Consider the following 14001-nt stretch of genomic DNA (forward strand, 5'->3'; position numbering starts at 1 on the left):
CGCTTCTCTCTCCTCAGCACGGCGTGGCCCGGTCGTGTCCCGGTGCCACGGGTGGGCACAAGGGGCCGGTCATGCCTGGTCGTCGGCGAGACCGGCTTCGAGCTCCTCGATCTGGCCCTGGGCCAGATCGAGGAGGGGGAAGTCGGAGGGCGTGTGGCCACCGGCGGCGGGGGCGGTGGTGTGGGCGGCGAGGCCGTCGAGCTGGTCGAGCCAGGCCTGGCCGAGCCGGGCCGCGGCGGCGTCGTCGAGCAGGCCGCCGGGCCGGGCGAGCGACAGGGTGAGCCGGGGCCCGTCAGGCGTGTCCACGACGACCGCGCCCGCTTCCAGGGTGTGCGCGGACGGCATGTCGGGGTCGGCGGAGCCGCCGATCTCACCGGCCGGCTGCCAGGCGGCGAGCGGTCCTTGACGGGTGCCCGCGGTGAACCGGCCGAGGTAGTTGAAGCCGATCTGCGGGCTCGGCAGGGCGGCGAGGACGGGCGCGGTCTCGGGGTTGAGGTGGCGCAGCAGGCCGTAGCCGAGCCCGTCGCCGCCCGGGACCGCCCGCACCTGTTCCTTGACGGCTTTCAGGAGCGCGCCCGCCGTGGGGCCGCCGGACCGGGCCTCGTCCAGGTCGAGTCCCGCCAGGTCCAGGCGTACGGGATGCGCGCTGGTGAACCACCCCACCGTGCGCGACAGATCCACCCCGTCGACCGGCTCGCGCCCGTGCCCTTCGACGTCGACCAGCAGGGCCGAGGTGCCGGCGCCCCGCTCCTGTGCCACCGCCGCCGCCAGGGTGGCGAGCAGCACCTCGTGCACCCCGCAGTGGAACAGCGCCGGAGTCACGCCCGCCAGTGTGGCCGCCTGCACCGCGGGCACCGTCCAGGACGCGCGGCACGCGGTGGCCGCCGTGTCCACGGCCGGGTCCAACGCCCGCTTCCCCAGCGGCGGTTCGGCGATGTCGAGCAGCGCGGCCCACGCGGGGAGCTCCGCGACGCGGTCCGGCGCGGCGGCCTGTTCGGCGAGGATCCCCGCCCAGCGCCGGAACGACGTGCCCACGGGGTCGAGTTCGGGGCTGCGCCCGGCCGCCGCGGCCGCGCAGGCCTGGGCGAGGTCCGGCAGCAGCACCCGCCAGGACACGCCGTCCACGGCGAGGTGCTGGCCGACCAGGACGACGCGGCCGACCCGTTCGGGCCCCGCGTCCACCCAGACGGCCTGGAGCAGCACGCCCGCCGACGGGTCGAGCCGTCCGACGGACTCCCGCGCGGCCCGCGCCACGACGGCGTCGAGCTCGTGGTCGGCCGCGCCCCTGGCGTCGACGCGACGCACAAGGCCTTCGGCGGTCACCGACGCCGCGTCCCCGACGACGAGCAGGTGCCCTGCGCCGACGCGGGCCCGCAGCATGGCGTGCGTCTCCAGGAGGGCGCCGACCCCGGCCGCGAGGACGTCGAGGCCGAGGTCCGCCGGGGCCCCGACGGCCGCCCACTGCGCGAACCGCGGGCTCAGGGCGCGCTCGCCGAGCTCCCGCATCACCGGGGTCAGGGGCACCTCGCCCTCGGCGACGTCCTGGGCGTCCGGCCCCGCGGACGCGGCCCGCACGGCCACGGCGGCGAGCCGTTCGGGGGTCCGCTCCTCGAAGACCTGCCGGGGCGTCACCACCAGGCCAGCGCGGCGCGCCCGGGACGACAGCTGCAGGGACGAGATCGAGTCGCCGCCCAGCTCGAAGAAGCTGTCGTCGGCGCCGACCCGCGCCAGGCCGAGCACGTCCGCGAACAGCGCGCACAGTTCCGCTTCGGCGTCGGTACGCGGCGCGCGGCCCGTGGCCTTCCCGGCGAAGTCGGGCGCGGGCAGCGCGCTCCGGTCGAGCTTGCCGCTCGGGGTGCGGGGGAGCTCCGGCAGCGGTACGTAGGCGGTGGGGAGCAGGTGGTCGGGGAGGCGTGCGGCGGCGAATTCCCGTACGGAATCGGCGAGTACGCCGGTGTCGGCGGCGGACGAGCCGGTGTCTACGGAGGATGGGCCTGCCTCTGCGGAGGACGGGCCCGCGTCTACGGAGGGCGAGCCTGCGTCCACAGAGGACGGGCCCGCGTCTACGGAGGGCGGGACCACGTCAGCGGAGGACGGGACCGCGTCGACGGCGTGGGCCCGCGCCACCACGTACGCCACCAGGCGCCGCTCCCCGGGCCGGTCCTCGCGCGCCACCACCGCGGCCCCCGCGACGCCGGGGTGCGCGGTCAGGACCGCCTCGACCTCGGCGGGCTCGACGCGGTGGCCGCGCACCTTGACCTGGCCGTCGGCGCGCCCGGCGAGGACCAGCTCGCCGTTGTCGTGCCAGCGGGCGAGGTCGCCGGTGCGGTACATCCGCTCGCCCGGCAGGAAGGGGCAGGCGACGAAGCGCCCCGCGGTCAGGCCGGGGCGGCCGCCGTAGCCCCGGGCGAGGCCGGGCCCCGCGACGTACAGCTCGCCGACCGTGCCGGGCGGCAGCGGCTGCAGGAAGGCGTCGAGGACGTAGCCGCGTACGTTCGTCATGGGGCGGCCGACCGGCACGGTGTCCGCGCCCGGTGACAGGGGTTCGCTCATCGCCGCGCACACGGTCGCTTCGGTGGGCCCGTACGCGTTCACCATCCGCCGCTCGCCGGACCAGCGGTCGGCGAGGCCGGCAGGGCAGGCCTCCCCGGCGACGACGAGGGTCCGCAGCGAGCCGGGCAGGTGCTCCTCCGTCGCGAGCACGCTGGGCGGCACGGTGACGTGGGTGGCGCCCCACTGCCGTACCGCGTCCGCGAGCGTCACGCGCGGGGGCAGCCCGTCCGGGCCCGGCACCACGAGCGCGGCGCCGGACAGCAGCGCCATGCACAGCTCGGAGACCGCAGCGTCGAAGGTGAGCGGGGCGAACTGCAGGACCCGCGCGTCGGGTCCGACCGCGAACCGTTCGATCTGCGCCCGCGCGAGATGCGCCAGGCCCGTGTGCGGCACGACGACGCCCTTCGGGGTGCCGGTCGAACCGGAGGTGTAGATCACGTACGCCGCGTGGGCGGCGCTCAGCGGCGCGGACAGCTCCCCGTCGTGGAGCGGCCCGCCCGGGCGGCGCGCCACGCTCGCCGCGACGTCCGGGTCGTCGAGGACGACGAGGCGCCCCCGGTAGTCGCCGGGCACCGCGTCCCGCGTCCGGCCCACGCACACGACGACCGCCGGGTCCGCGTCCCGGAGCAGGAACGCGACGCGGTCGGCCGGGTGCCCCGGGTCCACGGGGACGAAGGCGCCGCCCGCCATGGAGACGGCGAGCACGGACACCACCGCGTCCGCCGACCGCGGCACGAGGACGGCGGCACGGACCTCCGGCCGCACGCCCACGCTCACGAGATGCCGGGCGAGCCGCCCGGCACGGTCGGCCAACTCCGCGTACGACAGGCTCTGTTGACGCCCCTCACGAGCACCGGATCCAGGCTCACCCGACACCAGCGCCACCGCGTCCGGCGTGCGCTTGGCCTGGCGGCGGAAGAGCTCGGGCAGCGGCGCGGCATCCACCGGCCGCCGCGCGCCGCTCCAGACGTCGAGGACCAACTCCCGCCGGGCCGGACCGAGCACGCCGACCCGGCCCACGGGGACCGCCGGGTCCGCGGCCAGCTGCTCAAGGACGTGGGCGAGCGACGCCGTCATGCCCTCCGCCCAGGACCGCTCGAACAGGTCGGGCCGGTGGATGAACTCGCCGTGCAGCCGCTCCCCCGGGACCGCGATCAGCGTCAGCGGATAGTGGCCGGTGTCCTCGGGCCTGCCGCCGGGGCGGATGGTCAGGGTGTCGGGCGAGGGCTCGGCGAGGGCGGGGCGCGGATAGTTCTCGTACACGAGCAGCGTGTCGAAGGCCGCGCCGGGGCCCGCGGCCCGGCGGATCTCCGGCATGCCGATGTGCTGATGGGCCATCAGCGCGACCTGCCGCCGCTGGAGATCGGCGAGGAGGTCGGCAAAGGGCCGGGCACCGTCGAGCCGGACCCGCACGGGAACCGTGTTGAGGAAGAGGCCGACCATCGACTCCACGCGCGGCAGCTCGGCGGGGCGTCCCGCGACCGTCGCGCCGAACACCACGTCCGTGCGTCCCGCGCAGCGCGCGACGAGCAGCGCCCAGGCGCCTTGTACGACCGTGTTCAGGGTCAGGCCGCGGGTGCGGGCGAAGTCGTCGACGGCGGCGGTGAGTTCTTCGCTGAGTGCGAACGGGACGCGGTCCGGGACGGCGGGCACCCGGGCGAGCTCCTCGGGCACCACGAGCGTCGGTTCGTCCGCTCCGGCGAACTCGGCCCGCCAGGCGTCCCGGGCCGCGCCCTTGTCCTGCCGCGCCAGCCAGGCCAGATACGCGCGGTACGAGGTCGCCGGAGGCAGCGCCCCGGCGTCGCCGCCCGCCGCGTAGAGGGCGGACATCTCGCCGATGAGCACGGGCAGCGACCAGCCGTCGGTGACGATGTGGTGGTTGGCGACGATCTGCACGTGCCGGTGCTCGGCGAGCCGGACGAGGGTGAGGCGCAGCAGGGGCGCGGTCGTCATGTCGAGGCGGCGGGACCGGTCCTCCGCGACCAGCTCGTCGAGCCGGGCCCGCGCCTCGCCGTCGGGCAGTCCGGACAGGTCGGCCTCGTGCCAGGGGAGTTCCACGTCACCGGCGATGGTCTGCACGGCCTCGCCCTCGGTGCCGTGGTGGAAGGCGGCGCGCAGGATCGGGTGCCGCGCGGTCAGGGCCCGCCAGCAGGCCCGCAGCCGGGCGACGTCCAGCGGTCCGTCCAGGGCCAGGACCCGGCGGCCTTCGTACAGGTCCGGGCTCCGGTCGTCGTACGCGGCGTGGAAGAGGAGCCCTTCCTGGAGCGGTGACAGGGGCCAGACGTCCACCAACTCCGGTACGCGCTCCTCCAGTTCCGTCACGCTCTGCTGCGTGAGGGTGAGGAGGGGGAAGTCGGAGGGGGTGTGGCCGCCCGCGGCGGGGTCGGCGGTGGTGTGGGCCGCGAGGCCGATGAGCAGGTCCCGCCAGCTCCGCCCCAGGTCGTGCGCCGCCGACGCGCCGAGGAGACCGCTCGGCCAGCTCAGGGTGAGGGTCAGCACGGGGCCTTCGGGGCCGTCCGCCACGGCGGCGGCTGCTTCCAGGGCGTGCTGGGCGGGCATGTCGGGGGCGACCGATCCGCCGAGTTCGCCCGTCAGCTGCCAGGCGGCGGGCTGGTGGTCCTGGTGGGTGCCGGTGGTGAAGCGGCCGAGGTAGTTGAAGCCGATCTGGGGGCGCGGGAGGGCCGCGAGGACGGGCGCGGTCTCGGGGTTGAGGTGGCGCAGGAGGCCGTAGCCCAGCGCGTCGCCTCCCGGGATAGCGCGGGCCTGTTCCTTGACGGTCTTCAGGAGTACGCCCGCCGCAGGGCCGCCGGACAAGGCCTCATCCAGGTCGAGCCCCGCCAGGTCCAGGCGTACGGGATGCGCGCTGGTGAACCACCCCACCGTACGAGACACATCCACACCCTCGACCGCCTCACGGCCATGGCCCTCGACGTCGACCAGCAGGCTGGGCGCGTCGTCGGCGCGCGCGTGCGCCACCGCCGCCGCGAGCGTGGCGAGCAGCACCTCGTGCGGACCGCAGTGGAAGGCCGTCGGGGTGTCACCGATGAGGGTGCGGGCGTACGGCTCGGGCACCGTCCACGTCTGGCGGCGCAGGGTGGCGGCGGTGTCGCATGCCGGGTCCAACTGCCGTGTCCCCAGGGCGGGTTCTCGCTCGCCGATCAGTGCGGTCCAGGCGTCGAGGTCGGTGGTGCGGGTGGTGGCGTGTTCGGTCAGCTGGGCGGCCCAGCTACGGAAGGAGGTCGTGGCCGGTTCGAGGCCCGGCTCGTGCGCGGCGGCGATGGCCTCGCAGGCGGCCTGGAGGTCGGGAAGCAGGATGCGCCAGGACACGCCGTCCACCACCAAGTGATGCACTACGAGGACCAGTCGACCCACGCGATCGGGACCCGCGTCCACCCACACCGCCTGAAGCATCACACCCCCGGCGGGATCGAGACGCCGCACCGCATCCCGCGCCGCCCGGCCCGCGACCGAATCCAGGTCGTCGTCCGCCGTGGCGTCGACCCGCGTCACCAGCCCGCCCGCGTCCACCGAACCCGGCTCACCCACGACGAGCCGCAACCCCTCACCGACCCGCGCCCGCACCATCGCATGCGTATCCAGTACGACCCCCAATCCGGCCGCCAGCACATCCCGCCCGAGCCCCGCCGGAGCCCCCACGACCACCCACTGCGCGAGCTCGGGGTCGGCGGCCCGCTCGCCGAGGGCCCGCATGGCCGGGGTCGACGGCACCTCACCGACGCCCTCGTCCATCCGGCCGGACGAGGCCGCGTCGTCGTCCGCGCGCCCGGCGCACGCCGCGAGCCCGGCCGGTGTCTCCCGCTCGAAGACGTCCTGCACCTTGAGCACGAGCCCCGCACGCCGGGCCCGCGCGACCAACTGCATCGACATGATCGAGTCGCCGCCCAGCTCGAAGAAGCTGTCCTCGACCCCCACCCGCTCCAGCCCGAGCACGTCGGCGAACAGCCCGCACAGCGTCTCCTCGACATCGGTCCGGGGCCCCCGGTCCGACACCCGCCCCGCGAAGTCCGGCGCGGGCAGCGCCGCCCGGTCCACCTTGCCGTTCCGCGTCACCGGGAAAGCGTCAAGGACGAGGACGGCCGACGGCACCATGTACTCGGGCAGGGCTTCGGCCACGTACGCGCGGACCGCGTCGCCGTCCACGGGGCGGCCGTCGGGCACGACGTACCCGACGAGGCGGTGCTCCCCCGGTCCCGTCTCCGGCGCGGTGACCACGGCCTGGGACACGGCCGGGTGCGCGGCGAGCGCGCTCTCCACCTCGCCCGGCTCCACCCGGAAGCCTCGGATCTTCACCTGCGCGTCCACACGACCGACAAAGACCAGCTCGCCCTCGTCCGTCCACCGCACCAGGTCCCCGGTCCGATACATCCGCTCACCGGACACGAACGGGCACGCCACAAACCGCCCCGCCGTCACACCCGGCTGCCCCCAATACCCCTGTGCAAGCCCAGCACCCGCGACATACAGCTCACCCGTCGCACCCGAAGGCACCGGCAGCAGAAAGGCGTCCAGGACGTATGTACGCCGCCCCGGCAAAGCCCGCCCGATCGGAAGCACCGGGCCCAGCGGCTCACCGGGCCCCCACGTACGCCAGGTCGCGCACAGCGTGGTCTCCGTCGGCCCGTACATGTGCCGGACCCGCACCTCGGGACAGGCCTCCCGCACCCGCGCCACCGACGCGGCGGGCACCACATCCCCACCGGTCAGCACCTCACGCAAACCCGCGAAACACTCCGGCGACTCCCCCGACAGCACCCGGAACGAACCCGCCGTCACATGCACCGCCGACACCCCACCGGCCACGAACTCCCGCACCCGCCCGGCATCCACCGCGCCAGACCCCGCAACCACCACCCGCGCGCCCGCGGCGAGCGGCACCCACACCTCGTACAGCGAAGCGTCAAAAGCATGCGGGGCATGCATCAACACCGCATCGCCCGGCGCCAGGGCCCACGCACGCTCACCGGCCAACGCCGCCACACTCCCGTGCGGCACCGCCACCCCCTTCGGCACACCCGTCGAACCGGAGGTGTACATCACGTACGCCACATCACCCGAACCCACACCCACCAACAGCCCGTCCCCGTACGCCGCCAACTCCCCCACGACACACGGGTCATCAAGCACCACGACGTTCGCCGCGGTGTCCGGCACGACCCGTCGTGTCGTCTCCGTGCACAGCACTGCCGCCGGAGCGCAGTCCGAGAGGACAAGGGCGGCGCGGCGGGGCGGGGAGTCCGCGTCCACGGGTACGTACGCGGCCCCCGCACGCCACACCGCGAGCAGCACCACCACGACGTCCGCCGACCGCTCCATGACCACCGCCACACGGTCCCCACGGCTCACACCCTGGTCCGAGAGATACGCCGCCAGGCGACCCGACTCCTCCCACAACCGGCTGTACGTCAGGGACCGTTCGCCCTCCGTGACCGCCACCGCGTCCGGGGCCTCCGCGACCCGCGCCGCGATCAGCTCCGGCACCGGTCCGGTGGGCGGCTCGCCCGCCGTGGTGCCCCAGCCGGTCAGGAGCTCGCGGCGCTCGGCGGCGGCCAGGATCCCCACGCGTCCCACCGGCATCGACGCGTCGCGCACGAACTGTTCCAGGACTCCCACGACGCGCCGGGCGACCAGGCGGGCCGGGTCGTGGTCGAAGAGGTCGGGGCGGTAGGTCACGACGACGCGGAGCCGGGCGGCGGGGACGACGCCCACTGCCAGGGGGTAGTGGGTGCCGGCCACGGTGTGCAGCCGGGTGACGGTCACGTCGTCGGCGGACCGGCCGGGGCCGGAGAGGGTGACGGCGCCCCGCGGGTAGTTCTCGAACATCAGCATCGTGTCGAACACGGCGCCGGGTCCGGCGAGTTCCCTGATCTCGGGCAGGCCGAGGTGCTGGTGGGCGATCAGCGCCGACTGGTCTTCCTGGAGCCGCGCGAGCATCCGCCGCACCGGCTCGCCCGCGTCGAGACGTACGCGCACGGGGAGGGTGTTGATGAACAGGCCCACCATCGACTCGGCACCGGGCAGATCGGCGGGCCGTCCCGCCACCGTGCCGCCGAACACCACGTCCGTGCGCCCGGCGAGGCGGGACAGGACCAGGGCCCACGCGCCCTGCACCACGGTGTTGAGGGTGAGGCCTTGGGCGCGGGCCCACTCGGTGAGTTCCGCGGTCCGCTCCAGGGAGAGTTCGGCGGAGACGACCTCCGGGGTCACGGGTGTCCTGCCCGGCTCCGCGGGCGCGGCCAGGGTGGGTTCGTCCGCGCCCGCAAGCTCCGCGCGCCACGCCGCCCGCGCCGCCTCCTGGTCCTGGCGGCCGAGCCACACCAGGTAGTCGCGGTAGGACGCCGTCCGTCCGAGCCCTGAGGTATCGCCGCCCGCCGTGTACGCCGCCGCCACTTCGTTGAGGACGATCGGCGTCGACCAGCCGTCCAGGAGGATGTGGTGGCAGGTGAGGACGAGGTGGTGCCGGTGTTCGCCCAGGCGGATGAGGAGCAGGCGCAGCTGCGGTGCCGTCGTCAGGTCGAAGCGCCGCGACAGCTCGTCGGCGGCGAGGCGTTCCGCCGCCGCGAGCGCGTCCCTTGCCGGGAGGCCCGACAGGTCCTCCTCACGCCAGGGGAGTTCCACCTCGCGCGCGACGACCTGCACGGCCTCGCCCGACGGCCGCCGGTGGAAGCTCGCCCGCAGTACCGGGTGCCGGGCCACGACGGCCGCCCATGCCGCGCGAAGGCGCCGCGCGTCCAGGGGTCCGTCCAGGGCGAGCAGTCGCTGCGTCTGGTAGACGTCGGGCCCCTCCTCGTCGAAGGCCGCGTGGAACAGCAGGCCTTCCTGGAGGGGTGACAGGGGCCAGACGTCCATCAACTCCGGTACGCGCTCCTCCAGTTCCGTCACGCCCTGCTGCGTGAGGGTGAGGAGGGGGAAGTCGGAGGGGGTATGGCCGCCGGCTGCGGGGGTGGCGGTGTAGGCGGCAAGGCCGGTGAGCATACGCGTCCAGGTGTGGCCCAGGTGTTCGGCGGCCGTCTCGTCGAGGACGGTGGACGGCCAGCTGAGGGTGAGGGTGAGCTCCGGGCCTTGCGGGGTGTCGTGGACGGTCGCGCTTGCTTCGAGGGTGTGGTGGACGGGGGTTTCCGGGGGGATCGAGCCGCCGAGTTCGCCCGTCAGTTGCCAGGCGGCGGGCTGCTGGTCCTGGTGGGTGCCGGTGGTGAAGCGGCCGAGGTAGTTGAAGCCGATCTGGGGGCGCGGGAGGGCCGCGAGGACGGGGGCCGTCTCGGGGTTGAGATGGCGCAGGAGGCCATAGCCCAGTGCGTCGCCGCCCGGGATCGCACGGGCCTGCTCCTTGACCGTCTTCAGGAGTACGCCCGCCGCCGGGCCGCCGGACAAGGCCTCGTCCAGGTCGAGTCCCGCCAGGTCAAGACGTACGGGATGCGTGCTGGTGAACCACCCCACCGTACGAGACACATCCACACCCTCGACCGCCTCGCGGCCATGGCCCTCGATGTCGACCAGCAGCCCCGGGTCCGACTCCCTCCGTCCGAGGGCCACCGCGCCCGCCAAGGTCGCGAGCAGCACTTCGTGCACGCCGCAGTGGAAGGCCGACGGCGCGTCGCTCACCAGGGGGGCGGCCGCTTGCGGCGGTACCGTCCACGTGCGGTGACGCATGGTCGATGCCGTGTCCAGGGCGGGGTCCAACTCACGGGCCCCGAGGGGTGCTTCGCGCTCGCCGACGAGGTCGGTCCAGGCGTCGAGGTCGGTGGTGCGGGTGGTGGCGTGTTCGGTCAGCTGGGCGGCCCAGCTGCGGAAGGAGGTCGTGGCCGGTTCGAGATCCGGCTCGCGCGCGGCGGCAATGGCCTCGCAGGCGGCTTGCAGGTCGGGGAGCAGGATGCGCCAGGACACGCCGTCCACCACCAAGTGATGGACTACGAGGACCAGTCGGCCCACGCGATCGGGGCCCGCGTCCACCCAGACCGCCTGGAGCAGCACGCCCCCGGCGAGATCGAGACGCCGCACCGCATCCCGCGCCGCCCGGCCCGCCATCCCGTCGAGGTCGGCCTCCGCCGAGGCGTCGATGTACGTGACCAGCCCGCCCGCCTCCACCGAACCCGGCTCACCCACGACGAGCCGCAACCCCTCGTCCACCCGCGCCCGCACCATCGCATGCGCGTCGAGTACGACCCCCAACCCGGCCGCCAGCACATCCCGCCCCAGCCCCGCCGGAGCACCCACAACCGCCCACTGCGCAAACCCCGGTTCTGCGGCACGCTCCCCAAGGGCCCGCATCACCGGCGTCCACGGCACCTCACCGACGCCCTCGTCCGCCCCGTCGACGGGCGTGTCCGCACGCGAAAGACCCGCCAAGGCCGCGAGAGCCGCAGGGCTCTCGTGCTCGAAGACGTCCTGCACCTTGAGCACGAGCCCCGCACGCCGGGCCCGCGCCACCAACTGCATCGACATGATCGAGTCGCCGCCCAGCTCGAAGAAGCTGTCCTCGACCCCGACCCGCTCCAGACCGAGCACGTCGGCGAACAGCCCGCACAGCGTCTCCTCTGCCCCGGACCGGGCCACCCGGTCCGACACCCGCCCCGCGAAGTCCGGCGCGGGCAGCGCCGCCCGGTCCACCTTGCCGTTCCGCGTCACCGGCAACCCGTCCAACACCAGGACGGCCGACGGCACCATGTACTCGGGCAGCACCCCCGCCACGTACGCGCGCACCGACGGGCCCGTCACCGGATGCCCGTCGGGAACCACATAGCCGATGAGCCGCCGCTCCCCCGATCCCGTCTCCGGCGCGGTGACGACCGCCTGAGTGACCCCCGGATGCCGTGCGAGCGCGCTCTCCACCTCGCCCAGTTCCACCCGGAACCCCCGGATCTTCACCTGCGCGTCCACACGACCGACAAAGACCAGCTCACCCTCGTCCGTCCACCGCACCAGGTCCCCGGTCCGATACATCCGCTCACCGGACACGAACGGGCAGGCCACGAACCGTTCCGCCGTCACACCCGGCTGCCCCCAGTACCCCCGCGCAAGCCCGGCACCCGCCAGATACAGCTCACCGCTCACACCGGGCGGCACCGGCTGGAGGTAGGCGTCCAGGACGTACGTCTGCCGTCCGGGCAGCGGGCGTCCCATGAGCAACGCCGAGTCCGGCACCGGCTCACCGGGCTCCCACGTACGCCAGGTCGCGCACAGCGTGGCCTCCGTCGGCCCGTACATGTGCCGTACGACCACGTCCGGGCAGGCCTCCCGCACCCGCGCCACCGACGCGGCGGGCACCACGTCGCCCCCGGTCAGCAGCTCACGCAACCCGGCGAAACACTCCGGCGACTCCCCCGCGAGCACCCGCAACGAACCCGCCGTCACATGCACCGCCGACACCCCACCGGCGACAAACTCCCGCACGCGCCCGGCATCCACGACTCCCGGCCCGGCAACCACCACCCGGGCACCCGACACCAACGGCACCCACACCTCGTACAGCGAAGCGTCAAAAGCATGCGGGGCATGCATCAGCACCGCGTCGCCCGCGCCCACCCGCCACGCACGCTCACCGACAAGGGCCGCCACACTCCCGTGCGGCACCGCCACCCCCTTCGGCACACCCGTCGAACCGGAGGTGTACATCACGTACGCCACATCACCCGAACCCACCCGCACCAGCGGCTCGGTCCCGTACGCGCCCAACTCCCCCACAACACCCGGCTCATCAAGCACCACGACACGACCGGACCCGTCCGGCACGGCAGCCCGCGTCGACTCCGTGCACAGCACCACTGCCGGGGCGCAGTCCCTGAGCACCGTTCCGACCCGCTCCTGCGGGGCGCTCGTCTCCACGGGTACGTAGGCGGCCCCCGCACGCCACACCGCGAGCAGCGCCACCACGACGTCCGCCGACCGCTCCATGACCACCGCTACACGGTCCCCACGACTCACACCCTGGTCCGAGAGATACGCCGCCAAGCGGCCCGAGTCCCGCCACAACTCGCCGTACGTCAGGGACCGTTCGTCGTCCGTCACCGCCACCGCGTCCGGGGCCGCCGCGACCCGTGCCGCGATCAGCTCCGGCACCGGTCCGGTGAGCGGCTCGCCCGCCGTGGCGCCCCAGCCGGTCAGGAGCGCCCGCCGCTCCGACGTGTCCAGGATGGCCACCCGCCCCACCGGCGCCGACGGGTCGGCGGCGAGCTGTTCCAGGACGTGGAACAGCCAGGTGAACACCGACTCGGCGGTGGGGCGGTCGAACAGGTCCGGGCGGTAGTCGAGCTTGCAGCGCATCCGGTCGCCGGGGGACACGACGAGCGTGAACGGGTAGTGCGCGGTCTCCTCGCCTGCGGCGACGCGGAGGGAGAAGGTGTCCGGGTCCTGCGGGTCGGCAGGGGTGCGCGGGTAGTTCTCGTAGACCAGGAGGGTGTCGAAGGAGGCGGCGGGGCCGGTGAGTTCCTTGATCTCCGGGAGGCTGAGGTGCTGGTGGGGCATCAGGGCCGTCCGGTGTTCCTGGAGTTCGGTGAGCAGGTGCGTCAGCGGCTTGTCCGCGTCCAGGCGTACGCGCACGGGGACGGTGTTGATGAACAGGCCGACCATCGACTCCACACCCGGCAGGTCGGCGGGGCGGCCCGCGACCGTCGCGCCGAACACCACGTCCGTGCGCCCGGCGAGGCGGGCCAGGACCAGGGCCCAGGCGCCCTGCACCACGGTGTTGACCGTGAGTGCGTGCCGACGGGCGAACTCGGTGACGGCTCGGGCCAGTTGTGGGGGTACGTCCCTGGTCAGGATCTCCGGGGCGGCGGGGGTCCTGCCCGGATCGGCCGGGGCGACCAGGGTCGGCTCGTCCGCTCCCGCCAGTTCGGCGCGCCACGCGGTCCGCGCGGACTCCTTGTCCTGGCGGCCGAGCCACACCAGGTAGTCGCGGTACGAGACCGGTGCGGGCAGGGCGCCCGGGTCGCCGTGGGCCGCGTACAGGGCCTTCAGCTCGCGCAGCAGCACCGGCAGGGACCAGCCGTCCATGAGGACGTGGTGGCTGGTGAGGACGAGGCGGTGCCGGGTCTCGCCGAGCCGGACGAGGAGCAGCCGCAGGAGGGGCGGGACCGCCGGGTCGAAGCGTTCCGACCGCTCGGCGTCGGCCAGCTTCGCCAGGGCGGCGGCCGCCTCGCCCTCCGGGAGGCCGGACAGATCGGCCTCGCGCCACGGCAGGGTGACGTCGCGCGCGACGACCTGCATCGCCTCGCCCGACCTGCGGCGCCGGAAGCCCGCCCGCAGTGCCGGGTGCCGGGCGAGCAGCGCCTGCCAGGACGCGCGCAGGCGGGGCGCGTCGACGGGCCCGGTCAGGTCGAGCAGCCGCTGCCCCTGGTAGAGGTCGGGTCCCCGGTCGTCGAAGGCGGCGTGGAACAGCAGGCCCTCCTGCAGCGGCGACAGCGGCCACACGTCCTCGACTAGGGATCGGGTCAT

The 14001-nt window shown here is 74.5% G+C and carries 1 protein-coding gene; it reads right to left on the bottom strand.

Annotation, left to right across the window (positions count from 1 at the left end):
* Window positions 1-69: 69 nt before the first annotated feature.
* On the bottom strand, window positions 70-14001 hold the full coding sequence (locus ACFWZ5_RS06490) for an amino acid adenylation domain-containing protein (RefSeq protein ID WP_384795046.1): 13932 nt from the start codon (window positions 13999-14001) through the stop codon (window positions 70-72).

Origin of the sequence: Streptomyces sp. NPDC059003 (assembly GCF_042740445.1) — a bacterium.
Classification (GTDB): Bacteria; Actinomycetota; Actinomycetes; order Streptomycetales; family Streptomycetaceae; genus Streptomyces.

Coding starts and splice junctions, on each gene's coding strand:
- ACFWZ5_RS06490 (WP_384795046.1), bottom strand. CDS start 14,001: ATGACCCGATCCCTAGTCGAGGACGTGTGGCCGCTGTCGCCGCTGCAG.